The organism is Bacillus sp. CPT56D-587-MTF (assembly GCF_058792335.1).
Map to the genome: position 1 here is coordinate 2,881,580 of NZ_JBYTEF010000001.1, position 17,255 is coordinate 2,898,834.

Genomic DNA, 17,255 nt, shown 5'->3' on the forward strand with positions numbered 1-17,255 from the left:
CGCCCTCTTTTTATTTATTACTCATCCAGAGACTCACGCAGTAATTGCAGTACATCTTTCATCGCAAAAGGTCCATCTTTTTTAACATGTTCCGCAAATTCTGAAACGAGACGTAATGTTCTCACACTTTCGATTGGATGCTCTCCTGATGCACTTTCAGCTGAAAGCATAACTGCATTCGTCCCGTCCAGTACAGCTTGAAACACATCAGTCACCTCTGCCCTTGTTGGAATAGAATGATCTACCATAGATTGAAGCATTTGTGTTGCTGTAATGACATATGTATTCGTTCGATTACATTCCTGAATCATCATTTTCTGTAAAAGCGGAATGCATTGATACGGTAACTCTACTCCTAAATCGCCCCTTGCAATCATAATTCCATCTGCTTCTTTACATATATCTTGAAAATTCTCGATTGCTTCCATCGTTTCTATTTTTGCAATTACATTAGGTGACGTTTCTTTATACTGTTGTATAAAATCTCGTATTTCTTTTATATGACTAGGTTTTCTTACGAAAGAACACGCGATAAAATCAACATTCTCTTCTAAAAGAAACTGAATATCTTTTTTATCTTTCTCTGTAATAGCTGGTAAACGAACAGCCGCATCTGGTAAATTAACTCCTTTATGAGATGAGATATTGCCACCTGTTTTTACCTTCGTTTCTATTTTGTCCGTACTTATCTTTTCAACAATTAATTCAACTTCTCCATCATTAATTAAAATTCTACTGCCTACTTTCACATCATTCGCAATTCCTTCATAATCAACACTCGCTTCTGTATTACTCCCTGTAACTGGTTGTGTATGTAAAATAAAAGAATCTCCTGCCTGAAGTGTAATTTGCTCTCCCTTCACTTCACCTAATCTTATTTTAGGACCTTGTACATCACCCAAAAATTTAATAGAGTCATCTAATGATTTCACTAAACGAATGATGTCTTTATGACTTTCATGCGTGCCATGCGATAAATTCAGTCGAACAATTTTCATACCATTCTTTATTAACTGTGCTAATGTTTCTTTATTATTACTTGCGGGTCCAATTGTACAAATTCGATCGATTGTCATTTTTGTCACCATCCTTTTTTTAATAAGTTTCCCATATGAACTTAAAAATAACAGAGATTCTGACATGAATAGATTTAAATTTACATGAATTTCATAAAATTAAACCTGTATCCCTTGCTGGCTAAGCATTAGAAGATATATTCGCTTTTTTGCAAATGAAGACATGTTGAATCGAAAGTAAAAGAAACGTTAAGTATGGGATAAACCATTGAGAGTTTCGAAATTTTCATATATTGTATGAATTGAGTTCGAACTCAAAAATTTAAAAAGGTGGGAAAATTAGTGAATATGAAAAAATCTTTATCGGTGACAACTTTAGGGTTAGCGGTTTTAGGTTTTGGTTTTACTAATAACGCAAGTGCTTCAGAGGTCGATACTGTAGACAAGCAGCCCGTTTTAGTTGACTTTGATACAATTCAATCAACAAAAACATCTAGTGTTCCTAGTTTGACTATTGCAGCTGCACCTAAGAATGACTCTAACATTAGCGTATATACTCCCTTTTTTGGTAACCCATATGCAGTTGCTAAATCGAAATCAACTACGACCGAAGACTATGTTTATGCAAAAGCAAGAACTTTCAATGGCGATGGCTCATTAGTGAATACGAAAAGTAATAGTGCAAAAAAATCATCCTTTGTAAGTGCTACAGCGACCAACACAAGCATTTATTATGGAGATGATTACGCTATCGGTAATCATACCTATAAATTAAGTGGTTATAATGATGTGAATCACGAAACAAAAGCTTTCTGGTAAGAAAGAGAAAAAAGATATGCATCTTGCATATCTTTTTTCTCAGAGTGTTGGGAAACCCTTTAGGGTTCCCAACACTCTGGAATCTTTTTTGATTTTAGCGAATAAAAACAACATAAAATAATAGAATTTTAAAAAATAGCCCTCCACCTGACCCTTTTTGGTCAGGTGGAGGGCTATTTTTTTCATGTTTTGACAAGCTGCGGTGAGATAAGCTTGCATTTGGACAGACTTCAGCCCTCGAAACCGGGCATAGCGGTAGCCATGTAGTTCTTTGGCGTCTGCAAAGCTTCGCTCTATAGTGGAACAGCGTACTTTATACAACCTTTTCCCTGTAGCTGTTAGCTTGTTTTTTCTAGCAATATCCTTATATTTCTCCCACACATGATGAGTGATAACTTTTTGTTTTTGTTTCTTTGAAAAGCACACCTCACGTAACGGACAAACAGCGCAGTCTTCTGGATTCGATTTGTATTGACGGTATCCTTCACGATCAGTTGTTACATATTCTAGAATACATCCCATCGGACAAGCGAAAACATTCATTTCTTCTACATATTTAAATTGGCTTTTCGGTACTTCTTTATTCCGTTTTCCAAATCGGCGATACCCCATCACCATAAATATATTCCGTTCTGATAGTTTCTTACAGATATATCCTGTAAAATAGCCAGCATCAAGGGCAACAGCTTCTACTTTGAAGTCGAATTTATCAATCTGAGCTTGGAGGCGTGCTAAATACGGCTCGGAATCTGCCATATTTCCAGCCGTTACATAGGTATCTGTAATAATATTGTACTTCGCATCAGTCGTACGATGATCCAAGAAATGAAAACCATTTGGTTTTCCATCTCTCATTAAAAATCCACTATCTGGATCCGTTGTACTTATACGAGTTTTTTTGGTAGGGGTATCACTTTCCTTTCTAGGTTTTAATTCTTTTTTCCATGTACCTCACGATCTTCGATTACCGCAGCTTCTAGCTCGTCTATATAAAACTTTGCTTTTTCTTTTTTATATTTATGTACAAATTTATTTTTATTGGCATTGGCCTTAATATGTGTAGAATCTGTCATCAGTGCACGTCCTCCTACCATCCGGTGCTCCGTCGCTTGTCTCACAATCTCATCAAAAATTTCTTCGAAAATATTTGTATGAATAAAACGAGTACGACGATTCCAACTGATTGTAGAGTGATCCGGAATAGTATCCGATAGAGAAAACCCTAAAAACCAACGGTAGGCAATATTCGTTTTAATTTCCTTTTCCAATTGACGCTCAGAACGAATACCGTAAAAATATCCAATAAACATCATCTTAAATAAAACAATAGGATGAATGGACGGGCGTCCATTGTTTTCACAGTAATAAGGGCGTAACTTCTCTTCAATAAAATCAAAACTAATTGTCGCTTCAATTGCACGAAGGAAATGATCTTGTGGAACCAACTCTTCTACAGAAACAGATACACGCTCATCACGATGATTTTTTAAAGCACCCATCATAAAAAATCTCTCCTTTTCCTCTTTTTTATCAGTGTTGACACATAAAAAGAGGTTCAGACACAAAAACAGGCTGTGGAGAAGACTTTCTCCACAGCCTGAGAAAAAAGATATGCATCTTGCATATCTTTTTTCTCTAATATTTTACATATATTGAGGTGCTATTTATGAAACAAATATATATTATTAGCGGTGTTTTACTTATTTCATTACTTACAATTTATATTTTGTTCAATACTTCATTCATACAACCTCATCCACCTTCCATAGAAAATAAACGAGAGCAACAAACCAATACTATTTCTTACGGATTGAAGGATAATCAAGGCCAACATATTAACAATGGTAGTACAATTACTAGTGAGGATAATAAAATTAATGTAACATTATCATTCGTACATACTATTAATGAAAACCGAAAATATGGATTAATTGTTCTAGAAGATTACGAACAAAAACCTTTTAAAATAGAAGATACTACTACTGAAATATCACACTATTTTTTTGATATGAAACCAAACAGTTCAATGACTACGAAAATCTCTTTACACACTTCTCCTGATGCAAGTGAATTAACCTTTTTAATAATTAAAAAACCTGAATACAAATTAAAAGATAATAACTTAAATAAAGCAGCTATTTTAGAAGATATTCTAAGTATGCGGTATTCAATGCATCTTCTTCAGAAAGAAAACGAAAAAATAAAACTCTCCCTTATAGATCCAAATGCTATTTTAAAAGATGGTCTTTACGAACCAGTATTTGTTACGAACCGTGAAGAGAACTTACAAACTGTCTTCTTTGAAAAGGAAGGCAAGCAATTAATTTTATCAAACGGTAATGAAAAAAATGATGAAATGACTTACGCAATCGTGGCTTTTAAAGATTGGAAACAAGTTGAAATATTTAACAATAGAAAAGTCGTTTATACTAAGGTTGCACCTGAAACGAGACAAATCTTTAATTTCACATTGCCTTCAGTAGATTAGGAAAGTAATTTTCAACTCGTCGCTTTTCCATTTCCTTTTAAAGTTAGCGAAGAAGATTATGTTAGTCAACAAGCATTCAGTTCCTTTCGTATCGTAATTGAAAATGAATAAGTTATACTGTGCACATTACAACAACCAAAAAAAGCCTACTCACACGAGTAGGCTTTTGAAACTATGAAAGTTTCGTCAATAACTGATTTAAATCTTTTTTCGTTTTCGTCGTTAATGATTTCATTTTATTAATATCGATTTTTTCTTTCTCCGCTCCTACAATTAACGGATACATACTTTGACCGATTGTTTTAGAATCCGTCGGATGTGATGCTTCTAGCTCTTTTTCAATCACATCCCACTTTTCATTAATTTGTTTGCCAAGCTTATTCACTGTTTCCAATTTTGGATTAGCAGCTAACTGCTTGTCCAAGCTATCAATTAATGCTACAACTTCTTTAACATTCGTTTTCACAGCAACACTTTTCTTCGGATCTTTCGTTGTCTTTCCGTTATTGTTTGTGCTTGTGCTTGTACTTGTACTTGTGCTTTGATCTGTTGTTTTCCCGCTAGTCGTTTGATCATTCGTTTTTCCTGTCGTCTCTTTTTCTTTTGTTTTTACATTTTCGTTTTGAGTTGACGTTTTGCCGTTACTTTCTGTCCCTGATGATTCTTTCGTATTTTTTGCATCCTTATCTGTTTTTTCATTTGAAGAAGTATTTGTTTCTTTTTCAGTATCTTTCGTTGTTTTTGACGCTTCATCTGCACTTGTCGTTTTTGCTTCTCCATCATTTTGCGCAGTTACTTGCTCTTTCTTTTCCGTTTCTTTATCTGCTGAAGGACTACAAGCTGCCATAGTAAGCATTGTACCAATTGTTATCGATGCGATAGCGACCTTTTTCATTTTCATATAAATCCCCCTATGTTTTACATAATTTATCCTCCCCTTTACGATTCGATTCCCCCTTAAAAAATCCCTTTTCATACGAATTATCATCTTTCCGACAGTAATCTTCATAATAATACGTACAAAAACTGATAAACTCATTTTAATATTCGAGTTTCTTCTACTTCATTTTTCTACTCGCAAGTAAAAGAAAAAGAGTATATTGTCACATTAAGAATTACTATCTTCATATGACGATATACTCTTCTATCAAATTTTTATCTTTCTTGACATTTTATTTATACAAAAAAATAAAATTTTCTTTCGTTTTTTGTTTCTCAACATTTGTTAACATAATATTTTTATGAATAACCACCATTCGAGTGAATGACTTGCCCAGTAACCCATTTCGCTTCTTCACTTACTAAAAAAGAAATTAAGCGCGCAGCATCCACCGGTTCTCCTACTTTACCTTGTGGGAACTTCCATACTAAATGATGCTTCAGCTCCTCTGTAATCCATCCTGTATTCGTCGGTCCTGGATCTACAGCATTCACTGTAATCCCCTTCTCCATCGCAACTGGTGCTACTGACTTTGTAAATGCTTCAATTGCCCCTTTCGTTGCTGCATATGCAAGTTCATCTGGCATTGGACCTACTGACTGTCCCGAAGTAAGATTAATAATACTCCCGCCCGTTTTAAGTGAATAATGTTTTATAAACAATGAACTTAATAGCATAGTAGCCCGAACATTAACTGTATAATGTTTATCCAACTGCTCTACATCTAATTCCTCAATCCTCGTATGAGTAGAATATACTGCATTATTAACTAGAATAGATGGATCACCTAACCGTTCTGATACCATATAAAACAAACGATTTGGCGAATAAGACTGCGATAAATTGATTTCTGCCATTTCACATCGAACATCGTAACTTTCAATTTCCTTTTTCAGCAAAAAGGGTTCTTGATCACTCATTCCCCATGGCATCGCTTTATCATACTTTGGCCAGTACGTGAAAAAAATGTCTATCCCCTTTTGAGCAAGCACCTTGCATACAGCTGCACCAATTCCATTCAGACGAGTTGCCCCTGTTACAATTGCTATTTTCTTCACCTTTTTCTCCTCCATCTATACACAGATCCCCTGCATGAATACAGAGGATCTATCTTCTTATTGAATATTTGACAGTATACGTTCAGCACCTAATTTTAACATTTTAATAAAGATATAATTTACAATCGTAAACATTACAAATAAAACAATAAACATAACCCACAGTCCGACATGAAGGAAGAAGTATAATACACTTACTCCCCCCACAATAATTAAAGCTATTAAAATATTAGCTAAAAAATTCCACAAAGTTGTATATCGACTTTTAAATAATTTCTGCTCTGTATCCCAATGAATATCTGCAGTTTGCGCGTCCCAGCGTGTTCCGATTAAATTAATTAATAACAACCCGTTCGCACTTAGTAAAAACCACAGTATCATAAAGACTGGAGAAATCCCAGCTACAACTGCCATCGTAATACCGAATACTGCTAAAATGATCACATTAATTAACCAAGCAGTGATTGCTTTCGCAAAAAAGATATCCGAAGCCTTTACTGGTAAATAACGATTCACAAACCAAGAGCTTCCATCTCGTGAAAATGACGTTGTTGCAATGACGTTACTACCCATTAAAAATAACGATGCACAAAGGCCAACACCAATTGCAAATCCCGTTGTCTCTGGATTGTTAATATACTCTGTAATAAACTTTAAATTTCCATCTTGCACAAATAAAATAAAGAACAACATAATTGGCATAACGAAAGTTTGTACAATGCAATTTAAGAAAAATTGTGGTGTACGGAATAACGTTTTAAATTCTTTTTTCACATACGCTTTTAAATGCGAACTTTGTACTGTTGATTTCTGTAAACCTTCCGCCGAAATAACTTGTTTCTTTGCTGTACTCGTTGAAAGTCCAATAACCCCTTTTAAATATGTACGCTCTGCTATGTAATAAAACAACACAAAGAAGACAAATGAAATAACTGCAAAGATTATTACATATAAAGGTCCCTTCCAATTTGCATTTTCTACTAATGCTACTGCTCCAAAATATGTAGTTGGAAAATAGTTTGTCATTTGTACTAAAAGAGAAGACTGGTTGTTTGCAAGGTAATCCGCAATTGCATCTTCAGAAAACGAACTTTTATTTTTCCACTGCAAAAACACGTTAATTCCTACAATAAATAGTATACTTACGATTCCAATAAATATATTTCCTCGGTCTTTATTTTTCGCTATATTTGTATACCTCATAATAACTGTCATCAGTAACGAAGCTAGTACTAACGGCACAATTGGGAAGAGTAAGTAAATGAAAATCATGTATATGTAATATGTAATAAATGCTCCACTTTTTAAACCGTACGTAATAAAGATCGGTAATAAAATAAATGAACTCATTACGTATTGTGTAATTAATACTGTTAAAAATTTGGCTGAAATAATTTGCGCTGGTTTTAATGGTAATGGTAATAACATTTCAATATCATTGCTGTAGTAAAATACAGTTAAAATGTTCGTAATACTCATTAAAAATACCCATATACTCGCAATCGCAAGTCCCATTGCGATAATCATTCCTGGATCTTGCCCTAAATGTATCATTCCCTCATACATTGCATGCGTGATAGAACCAAACAGTAAAAAGCCGACAAATAAAATAGCTGCAAATGAAAATACATACGCCCATCGCTTCTTCTTATCTGTTATAAAATCTGCGTAATTTAACTTTAATAGTACCTTCGTTAACGTCCAAATTTTACTCATTGCCCGTCATCTCCAAGAACATTTTTTCAAGTGATTCATTGGATTTAAAATGATCTCTCATTTCATCTAAATTTCCTTTAAACTGCAAATTCCCCTTATTAATAATAGCAACCCGGTCACATATTTTTTCCGCTACTTCTAATACGTGTGTAGAGAAAAATACAATCTTTCCTTTATCCGCATGCTCTCTCATCATTTCTTTTAAAATATATGCAGATTTCGGATCAAGCCCAGTTAATGGTTCATCTAAAATCCATACATCTGGCTCATGTACGAGCACACCAATAATAACGATTTTTTGTCTCATACCGTGCGAATAACTTTGAATTTGATCAGATAAAGCATTATAAAGATCAAACTTCTTCGCTAAAGACTCTATTCGTTCTTGTCGTACTTCTTTCGGCACTTCATACATATCGGCCATAAAGTTTAAATATTCAATTCCTTTTAATCGTAAAAACATATCTGGACTATCTGGTACATAACCAAACGTCTTCTTCGCTTCCATCGGCTCTTCCATAATATTTTTTCCGTTAATCGTAATAGTCCCTTTGTCCACCCCGTGAATACCAGTAATCATCTTAATTGTCGTTGATTTACCCGCACCATTCGGTCCTAAAAATCCAAAGATTTCGCCGCTAGGTACAGATAAACTTAAGTCTTTTACTGCATAGGTAGACCCATTATAACTTTTTGACACATTCGTAATTTCAATCATTCCATCCAATCCTTTCCTTAATTACCAAATAACTATATTGATATTATAGCATAGTTCTATTTTAAGATTTTTACATTTTTCAGTATATTTAACCTTTAAAATAAATATACACCCCTAATCCAACAACTAAAACGACAGCTAGTATAATATAAATCATTGTTAAGCGTTTAATATTCCCCTTTGTCGCTTTGCTATAATTTGCATCACCATTCCGCCCAATTAACACCGTCGCAATGACAGTAATCACTACAAGTAATACAACGATCATGATCCAAGTTAGCATTTCTTCCTCCCCCTCCTTACAACCATTTTACAATATTATCCTCTTTATTTCGCAGCATATTTCCTCTTTTTACTATTATTATGAAGCAAACTGGAAAACTATTATTACCATTCCTATCCAATTGTGATATATTTGTAACATAACGTGACTTATTTCTAACAACGTAAGGAGGACCTATCATGAAAACAACTTGGATAAAATATTTAGGATTTCTCGGTTTCTTCGGTTTCCTCGGATTTTTTTATGAAAAAGGATTGTTTACTATGTTCTGTTTCTTCTCCTTTTTCACATCGTATAGAACAGTTCAACACGATGAACTGTTTGAACAAATTGTCAATAAATCGTGTCGCAATGCATTTATCGTTACATTACTAACTACTGCTATCATTATATTTATTGAAATGTTATTTCCAAACTCTACGCTACAAGAGATTGATATCGCTCTTATTTTCGGCACACTCATTCTTACATTCGGTTTTTCTATGTTCTTTTATGATAAACCTGTTGATGAAATGGAAGATGCACCATGGCGTTCGTAACGAAGATAAAAGAATACCGCGCAAAATTGAACATGACACAAGAAGATTTAGCGAAGAGCGTTAGTGTGCGACGTGAAACAATTAGTCATCTCGAAAAAGGTAAATACAATCCTTCCTTACAACTTGCTCACGATATAGCGAAGGCACTACATAGTACGATTGATGAGATTTTTATTTTTGAGGATAAATAAAAAATACCGTCATTCTTTCCAAGAAGAATGACGGTATTTCTCATTGATTATCCATATAAAACCGCATGAAATACGCCTAATAGTAAGTATTGATCCTCCATGTAATCTCCATCATATGCATTCATCTCGATGTAATACATATCTTCCTCAAGACGAATATTCCAATCTGCAATTACATAGCCCTTTCGTAATAATTTTCCCATTCCAAATGAAGTTTTATGAACAACATATTCTTCTGCCTTATATGTAAAGGTAAATAAGAAATTTGCATCCAATAACTTTCCGTCACATACAAGTATTTCATGCTCTGCATCATGATTATCTTTGTACATTACTAAAATCCTTCTTTGGCGCTGCCTACTTACATCCTTTGCAATGACGCGAATATTGTCCTTACTATCCTTTATTTCATAAATAATATTACTACCAATTTTCGGAATGAAGTCCAGCACTCTCATCAACGTATTTTTATAATAACCCCGTACTACGCCTACTTGCTCACTTCCATTATAAAACTCTATCGGCGTCGTATCTGCTTTGCTATCACACGGTCGTTTGTAAGAGAGCTGCATCATTCGCTCTCCTCTTAAGTACTGATCAAACGTCACAGAATATTCTATCATGCGCAGTTCTTTATTTAACTCATACAAATAGCGTTGAACACTCTCTATTAATGTTGTAGTAGCTATACGCTCTTGAAGTTCAAATTCTTGCCAGCTGGAAAAAACATTCCATTGATTATGATCCTCTTCATAGAAGAAACCAAGAATTACCTCTTCACGGTCAGCCGTTTCATATTTCATAGGCACGTTCTGCCCATGTTGAACTTGTTCCATCCACTGACCTAAATAAATCCCCAGCTCTGCAACCTTCATACATGATTTTTGAAAAAATACGCTGTCACTCGCGCAAATCGTTACATCTCCTTCGATAAAGCCCTTTGAATAAGCATCATACCGTGGCTCATCCTTCTGCGGGAGATTCTTGTCTAACTCAAATAAAAACTTTAACATCCTTTATTCACCTCTAGTTGTTACACTAATCATACATGACATCGCATCACGCTAGGAAACTATTTATATACGCATATTTAATTCACGCATTATAACACGTGAATGACCTTGTATAGTAGCTCTATTTTTTTGTTCTATATCTTAGTATATGAATTTACATGAGCAATTTTTCAAATATATCTATCGCAACTTACAATATATCAACGATTTTTCAAATATATCTATCACAACTTACAATATATCAACGATTTTTCAAATATATCTATCACAACTTACAATATATCAACGATTTTTTCAATATATCGATTTTTCGACAAATATCAGCACAATTAAAATGAAGCTACCTTTTCTTCAGCCACTTCTACAATTTCTAAAATTTGTAGCAGACTCTCCACTTCATAAGTCGGGTTAACATCTGTCCCGTTTTCTTTCAAACTCGGATTATACCAACACGTATCAATGCCGTAATCTTCTCCGCCTTTCATATCAGAAGTTAACGAATCTCCAACCATTAGTACGCTTGATTTATCAGTAATCCCAAACTTCTCAAACGCATAATCAAAAATCTCACGTGCTGGTTTTTGATGACCAACTTCTTCAGAAATAATAATGTGATCAAAGAAATTACATAAAGGCGAATTTCCGATTCTTGATTGTTGCACCTTCGTATATCCATTCGTAATAATACCTAACTTGCAATCTTGTAGATTTTCACATAATTGTACTGCGCCTTCTATAAGATGTACTTCTTTCCCTAAGTTTTCAAGATATACATCACTAAATTGCTGTGCATCTACGTCTATATTATGAAGTGCAAATAATTGTCTAAATCGATCTACTGCTAATTCACTTAGCGTAATCATTTTATTTTCTAAATCTCTCCATAATCCATTACTAATCTCTTTATAGCTTGCAAGATAATCATTATACCCTGTAGGCATATCAAACTGTACAAACGCATTATGTAATGCGTGTCTTTCCGTTTCAGGGAAATCTAATAATGTATCATCTACGTCGAATAATATAACTTTGTATTTCATGATGTTCTCCTCAATTCCTATTTTAAAAGCTTCGTTCTCATTGCTTATAAATTTTTATATATTTCGTGATGAAGCGCTTTAACCCGCTCTTTATAGAATACACCTTTATCTTTTATTTTCAAATGTGCTATAAATAAGTTTGCTAGCATGACTGCTGTATCTAGTCTATAAAATAAACTAACAATATGAGGAGTAACATTAAAGATACTATCATTCTTATATCCAGCTTTAAATTCATCCCAACTAACCTCATTTGTTTCAGCTATTCTCATAAGCTCCAGCAATGGATGACCAATTAAAGCGTTATCCCAATCAACTATTGCTTTAACTTCTCCATTATACCCGATTAAATTGGCTGGTCGAATGTCCATATGTAATAAACATTTTACATGATCTGCTGTACTAAGAATATATTCAATTGTTTTTGTATCCGGAAGATTAATTTTACAGTTCGTGATTGTATTAAACCCTTCTATCCGTTTTACAATTCGTTCTGCTATATACTTACTAATGTGCTCTCTAATATTTTGTTTGTAATACAAACCATCAATTGGCATACTATGAAGATTGCTCACTAACTCCCCTATTTTGCATGCGGAAATTGGCGTACGATCAGCATACACACAATCCGAAATTAAAAAATCAAGTTCGGTTGAAAGATGCAATCCGTGTATCCTTGGTACTGGAATACCTTTTGAATGACAATACTTAGACAGCTCCGCTTCCTTTTGCAACGAAATCCGACTGTTAAATAAGTCTTCATTTATATTTTCCACTTCTCTTTCCCACGGTACTCGAAATGCTAAAGACCCCTTTTCTGAATCTCCTTGAAAAACAATATTTTGCACTCCCGTTCCAATCACCTTTAAATCTTGAATAGCTAGTTCCTTATACTCTTGACTTAGTATTGTTGCCAGCTTTTCTCTTAACCCCTCTGCTTTTACACGTGTATAAATCATTTTATCCCCCGACTCTTAAGTTCTTTTCATCCATTTTCTCCTCGGTGCACAACATCCTCATTAACAAAATTATAGCAACAATAGTAAAAGGAGGCTAATTCGCTCAGCCTCCTTCTCATTATTAATCTTCTAGCAATAACTCTTTCATTTCCTCTAACGAATCTTTCGTAAAGCCAAGAGCTTTTTCAGCGTATGCTTCAACTGATCCGTATTGCTTTTGAATTTCACCAATCGCAGCTTGCAAGTATTCAGCACGTGCTTCAAACATTGCACCTAATATCGCTCTGCTCTCATCGTTTTGTAATTTCGCACCTAAAAAGGCCATCATTTTTTCATTTAGCTTTTCACGGAATCCGTTACTTAGTAAGTAGTCTTCCATTACTGTTTTTTCTGGTACACCTAGTAAAAGTAGTAATAATGCTGAACCAAATCCAGTACGATCTTTTCCAGCTGTACAGTGGTTTACTAACGGTAAGTTTTCCGGGTTTTGCGCTAAGTTTAAGAAGCTTACGAACGCCTCGTTACCACTTACGAAATCTTGATTCATTTTTACAAGATACTCACCTGGTTTTCCTAACATAGAAAGGTCACCAACTTGGAAAAACTCATTAATATTTAAGTCTTTCGCTAAGTCTTGCATAACTGGTAAGCACACTTGACGAGCACCTGTAATCTCAGGATTTGGCTTATGCTTTACCTCAAAGTCTGTACGATAGTCACAAATTAACTTTAAACCAGACTTTTGTAAATAGTCGATATCCCACTCTGTTAGTCCTGCTAATTCTTCAGAACGGTATAATTTGCCCCATTTCACTTTACGTCCATCTGTCGTTTCATATCCACCCATATCACGGAAGTTAAACGCACCTTGTAATGGCAATCTACGCTCAGCTACTGTCACTGCTTGTCCATTACTTCCTACTAGTCTAAAATATGGACGTTCATTTTCACTCGGGTTTTCAATTGTATATGATAATTCTCCATTTACAGTTGCAAGTAGTTCTCCATTTTCTTCAATATGATCTGGTGAAGTACTCCAATAAATACGAACTTCTTCTATATTATTTTCCCACTTTATTTGTAACGTATTATCTTCAATTCTTTCTACAGTTGCTTGTAGCCAATTTCTTTGCTGCTCCATTCTTTCACCAACGCTTTCTCTTATAATTGAATCTTACCCTATTGTATTATGGGAATATCTATTTTGTCGTTCTCATTTTTCTTTTTATCTTACAAACAGGCGAAAAGTTCTTTTACTTGTTCACAATTTGTACACGGGTTCCCTCGAAATAATTATGCGATTTGTTCTTTTCCGTTAAGTATTCAAGGAAATATCGCCAGTTCTCTTGATATTGCTGTATGGTACAGGGCCCGCGTCCTTCCACATGTTTGATATGAATAAACATATTAAAATACTCTTGTAGAGTAGGACGAGTGTGTTCGGTAATTTCATTTGAAATATCTTTGATTCCTTCGTGTTTCTCCATACCCTTTCACACCTTTACATATTTTATATCTAATTATATAAGAGGAACTGTAGGATTCTCCACGGTACTTATTGGCGGAAAAAATAACAGGGAAAGATCTGTAAGGTAAAAGGTGGTAACATTAAAAAATAAGATATCCAATAAAGTTGAGATATAATATATTATTCGTAATGAAAATATTATATAGTAAAATTAAAAAAAGGGGTGAAACATCATTCGAGATTATTTTATACTAGATATTTTTTTGTGTTCTGCACTACTGATTGCATTCATTGTGGGATTGGTTGTTTTTTATAAAAAGAATAGAAAGCGAAAGAAGAGGGAATTCTGGCAAGGGATAGTAGTTCTGTCTATTTTCGTTATCTCTTCAGTTTATTTGTTAGCTTCTACTCTTCTGGAATTAAATTATTATCTAAAAGGAAATGTTAGTAAGGTAGAAGGTGAATGCTATATCACTGTAAATGAAAACCACTATAAATCTTCAAGAGTAGACATTGAAATTGATGATTTGTTCTTAGTAGCAGATCAATTAGAACTCCCAGACATAGAAGAGGATTATTACATGTGTAAAATAGAATATTTACCATTTTCAAAGGAAGTTACCCGTCTGGAGTATGAATGATGTTTAGAAATACATAGAATGATAACGTTAGCCGCTACGTTTCTTTTTACGAAGTGTACACTCTTCTATCATGGTCAGCACTAGATATTGCAAAGCAACATGGATACTAATCAGAATCAAATGATACGAATAGTGATGAACAAATGAAAGGTAAGCGGCACTTATCGGGATTCCAAGAAAGAGAGAACCCCACTTGTTTTTTGTGAAAAAGTAAAGGGATGTAGCAACTAAAACACCGATAAGGATTGCTTCCCAGTAAACATACCAACTTACGTCACGAACAAATATGTCTAAAAAGTAATACATGGATACTCACTCCTTTTAATAAACTTTCGATAGTTTTTTTCGAATCCTGCCAATTGGATAGATAAGCGTATTGTGTTGGAGGTATTTAGGTTATCTGAAAGAAAACTTATGTCAGTGGATTCACATAATGAATGCATGACTTCTAATTTTCCCCTACAAATACTTCGTATTATGTACCTTTCTGCATGGTTCAATATCTAAACTATGTTCTTCATTACGTTATCAGTCATAGTAATGACTGATAACGTAATTTTACTCATAAAAATGCCTATTAAAAACTTTAAGTAAATTTCATACATATAATTAGATATACACTATTTTTGAGCCCTAAACTCCCGCTAAATGAGTTCGAGAGAGCGCATTATTCCTCCTTTAAAACTCCCTCACATACCGCTCAGTACAACTCAGCAACTGACATCCGTTCTTTTCAAAAACATCCTTCATCCACTCATTTTGTATATTTGTCTCACCAATATAATAAGATGCACCTATTTCCTTTAAGACAAACATCGCACCTGCAAATAACGCAGCTTCATATCCCTTATTACGCATATTTGGAGTAACTGCGAAGTACATAAGTTTCCCTTCTTCTAACGCACCTCTTTCAATATGTGGAATTACAATTCCTATCAGCTCTTCACCTACACTCGCTATTAAACAATGTTCTTTCCACTGCTCACCAATTTCTTCTAGCATCATATGCACAAATTGATCATGAGCGACTGGTTCTCCCGTTGCTTCATTCCACAGTGAATAAAAAGCCTCTTCTCCAACTTCTTCAATAAGCTTAAAATCAATTTCACTTTCTACATCTTCTACTTCATATATATCTTTAAATACAATCATGTTTTCAGTAACATATTCAAATGAATACGTTTCAAAACATTTTTTATACACATCATAATTTGGACTTTTTGAAGAGACTTCAAAATGTAGTTTTTCTAATCCATCTTTTTCAGCTTCAGCAACGTAATATTGCACCATCTCTTCTAATTGCTCTTCTGTAAAAACCTCTGCATTATTTTCTTTTATCATAATAGAAGAAGCACTTCTCCTTATTTTAAAATGTTTTTCTAACTGTTCTATCGTCGTCATATTCTTCCCTCATCTATATCATACTCGAATTTCTAATCGTTCTCCTTGCATGAGCAGGATTGTCCTTGAATATATAGAATACTAGAAAAGATCGCATCTTTAAAGTGCGGAGGAGGTTCTCCATTGGATATTACAGCATTGCAACAACAGTTAGAGCTTATACAACAAAATGACTACACGCAACTGCAACATATAGACGTAAATGAGTTAACTTTGAACATGCTTCAGTATATCGGAACGACTGATAGCTACGTTCGTTACCAACTTATATATAAATGTTTTGCGCATTTCATTCATCATGAATTCCTTATGGACGATCAGCTGAAATTACTTCTGCAAACTTGTTTAAGTGATGAGTATTTATATTGTGACATTTACTCCCCACATACAGATGGGGTTTTCACACGTTCTTACACTGTTTCGTTAATTGCGTTAATACTCCAATTCGCTAATTCGCACTACTTTTGTACAGAGGAGGATATCGAAGAAATAAAAAATAAACTCATTACATACACAAACTTAGAAACGGATTTTCGGGGCTATATTGAAAATAAAGGATGGGCTCATTGTCTTGCTCATGTATCTGATGCCTTTACTGAAATTGTTCATAATACGTATACAACTTTTGAATGGTACGAAGAATTAATTCATTGTTTATTAAATAAAATCTTTATTCCATCTGACCTTTTTCATAATAACGAAGATGAACGCATTGTTACTCCATTACTAGCAATGCTGTATCATGATTTTCCTCAGAACGATTTAATTTCTATTATTCATAAAAAAATAAAAAGGCTTCCTCAAATTAGAAAACGCCTTTCGCTTAATGAGTATTGTATTTTATGTGCCAATATTAAAACCTTTTTACGCACATTATTTTTCAGAACGAAAGATGACCATAACTTAGCCTTTACAGCACGTAAAACAGAAAGAATGTTAAAAGAACTTCCTAACTATTATTAAAT

Annotated in this window: 17 protein-coding genes and 2 pseudogenes; 6 read left to right on the forward strand and 13 right to left on the reverse strand. The window is 34.1% G+C overall.

Features of this window, described 5'->3' with window-relative positions:
* Window positions 1-17: 17 nt before the first annotated feature.
* The gene (locus tag AC3WVZ_RS14840) at window positions 18-1,076 is read right to left on the reverse strand and encodes a pyruvate kinase (protein ID WP_000151079.1); all 1,059 of its coding nucleotides are present in this window, start codon (window positions 1,074-1,076) and stop codon (window positions 18-20) included.
* Between the two features lie 282 nt (window positions 1,077-1,358).
* On the opposite strand from AC3WVZ_RS14840, the gene AC3WVZ_RS14845 reads away from it, so the two are divergent.
* The gene (locus AC3WVZ_RS14845) at window positions 1,359-1,835 is read left to right on the forward strand and encodes a hypothetical protein (protein ID WP_001056353.1); all 477 of its coding nucleotides are present in this window, start codon (window positions 1,359-1,361) and stop codon (window positions 1,833-1,835) included.
* 132 nt (window positions 1,836-1,967) lie between these two features.
* Here the strand turns inward: AC3WVZ_RS14845 and AC3WVZ_RS14850 are convergent.
* Window positions 1,968-3,337 (reverse strand): annotated as a pseudogene (locus tag AC3WVZ_RS14850) (IS1182-like element ISBth7 family transposase); the annotation flags it as partial.
* Between the two features lie 164 nt (window positions 3,338-3,501).
* Between AC3WVZ_RS14850 and AC3WVZ_RS14855 the strand changes: the two are divergent.
* Window positions 3,502-4,434, forward strand: a pseudogene (locus AC3WVZ_RS14855) (hypothetical protein).
* A 61-nt stretch (window positions 4,435-4,495) separates the two neighbouring features.
* Here AC3WVZ_RS14855 and AC3WVZ_RS14860 read toward each other — a convergent pair.
* The 5 genes from AC3WVZ_RS14860 to AC3WVZ_RS14880 form a co-directional block, all read right to left on the reverse strand.
* On the reverse strand, window positions 4,496-5,224 hold the full coding sequence (locus AC3WVZ_RS14860; RefSeq protein ID WP_090977565.1) for a hypothetical protein: 729 nt from the start codon (window positions 5,222-5,224) through the stop codon (window positions 4,496-4,498).
* Between the two features lie 338 nt (window positions 5,225-5,562).
* Entirely contained in the window at window positions 5,563-6,321 is a 759-nt protein-coding gene (locus AC3WVZ_RS14865; protein ID WP_000716965.1) for an SDR family oxidoreductase, read from the reverse strand.
* A 57-nt stretch (window positions 6,322-6,378) separates the two neighbouring features.
* Entirely contained in the window at window positions 6,379-8,037 is a 1,659-nt protein-coding gene (locus AC3WVZ_RS14870; RefSeq protein ID WP_000036884.1) for a putative ABC transporter permease subunit, read from the reverse strand.
* Window positions 8,030-8,755, reverse strand: coding sequence for an ABC transporter ATP-binding protein (locus tag AC3WVZ_RS14875; RefSeq protein WP_000570204.1), 726 nt, complete (start codon window positions 8,753-8,755; stop codon window positions 8,030-8,032). The genes AC3WVZ_RS14870 and AC3WVZ_RS14875 overlap by 8 nt, the downstream gene beginning before the upstream one ends.
* An 88-nt stretch (window positions 8,756-8,843) precedes the next feature.
* Window positions 8,844-9,038, reverse strand: coding sequence for a hypothetical protein (locus AC3WVZ_RS14880; protein ID WP_000958863.1), 195 nt, complete (start codon window positions 9,036-9,038; stop codon window positions 8,844-8,846).
* Between the two features lie 179 nt (window positions 9,039-9,217).
* Between AC3WVZ_RS14880 and AC3WVZ_RS14885 the strand changes: the two genes are divergently transcribed.
* Together AC3WVZ_RS14885 and AC3WVZ_RS14890 are read left to right on the forward strand one after the other, a co-directional pair.
* Entirely contained in the window at window positions 9,218-9,577 is a 360-nt protein-coding gene (locus tag AC3WVZ_RS14885; RefSeq protein WP_000859210.1) for a DUF3796 domain-containing protein, read from the forward strand.
* A complete protein-coding gene (locus AC3WVZ_RS14890) occupies window positions 9,565-9,768 on the forward strand; it encodes a helix-turn-helix transcriptional regulator (protein ID WP_000896308.1) in 204 nt (67 codons plus the stop codon). The genes AC3WVZ_RS14885 and AC3WVZ_RS14890 overlap by 13 nt, the downstream gene beginning before the upstream one ends.
* A gap of 47 nt (window positions 9,769-9,815) precedes the next feature.
* Here the strand turns inward: AC3WVZ_RS14890 and AC3WVZ_RS14895 are convergent, their stop codons facing one another.
* From AC3WVZ_RS14895 to AC3WVZ_RS14915, 5 genes are all read right to left on the reverse strand, one after another.
* A complete protein-coding gene (locus AC3WVZ_RS14895) occupies window positions 9,816-10,781 on the reverse strand; it encodes a tubby C-terminal domain-like protein (RefSeq protein ID WP_233935006.1) in 966 nt (321 codons plus the stop codon).
* Between the two features lie 329 nt (window positions 10,782-11,110).
* Window positions 11,111-11,821, reverse strand: coding sequence for a YjjG family noncanonical pyrimidine nucleotidase (locus AC3WVZ_RS14900; protein ID WP_000875906.1), 711 nt, complete (start codon window positions 11,819-11,821; stop codon window positions 11,111-11,113).
* Between the two features lie 44 nt (window positions 11,822-11,865).
* The gene (locus AC3WVZ_RS14905; RefSeq protein ID WP_233935007.1) at window positions 11,866-12,780 is read right to left on the reverse strand and encodes a phosphotransferase family protein; all 915 of its coding nucleotides are present in this window, start codon (window positions 12,778-12,780) and stop codon (window positions 11,866-11,868) included.
* 121 nt (window positions 12,781-12,901) lie between these two features.
* The gene (locus tag AC3WVZ_RS14910) at window positions 12,902-13,921 is read right to left on the reverse strand and encodes a tyrosine-protein phosphatase (RefSeq protein ID WP_059303584.1); all 1,020 of its coding nucleotides are present in this window, start codon (window positions 13,919-13,921) and stop codon (window positions 12,902-12,904) included.
* Window positions 13,922-14,033: 112 nt separating this feature from the next.
* A complete protein-coding gene (locus AC3WVZ_RS14915) occupies window positions 14,034-14,267 on the reverse strand; it encodes a hypothetical protein (protein ID WP_233936616.1) in 234 nt (77 codons plus the stop codon).
* Window positions 14,268-14,541: 274 nt separating this feature from the next.
* On the opposite strand from AC3WVZ_RS14915, the gene AC3WVZ_RS14920 reads away from it, so the two are divergent.
* Window positions 14,542-14,889: a hypothetical protein gene (locus AC3WVZ_RS14920; protein ID WP_224201186.1), complete on the forward strand. Its 348-nt coding sequence runs from the start codon at window positions 14,542-14,544 to the stop codon at window positions 14,887-14,889.
* A gap of 678 nt (window positions 14,890-15,567) precedes the next feature.
* On the opposite strand, the gene AC3WVZ_RS14925 is transcribed toward AC3WVZ_RS14920, so the two are convergent.
* Window positions 15,568-16,290 (reverse strand): GNAT family N-acetyltransferase, encoded by a 723-nt coding sequence (locus tag AC3WVZ_RS14925; RefSeq protein ID WP_233935009.1) that lies wholly within the window; start codon window positions 16,288-16,290, stop codon window positions 15,568-15,570.
* A gap of 123 nt (window positions 16,291-16,413) precedes the next feature.
* Between AC3WVZ_RS14925 and AC3WVZ_RS14930 the strand changes: the two genes are divergently transcribed.
* Window positions 16,414-17,253 carry a DUF2785 domain-containing protein gene (locus tag AC3WVZ_RS14930; RefSeq protein ID WP_000355451.1) on the forward strand — a complete coding sequence of 280 codons (840 nt, stop codon included), beginning with the start codon at window positions 16,414-16,416 and terminating at the stop codon, window positions 17,251-17,253.
* Window positions 17,254-17,255 lie beyond the last annotated feature (2 nt).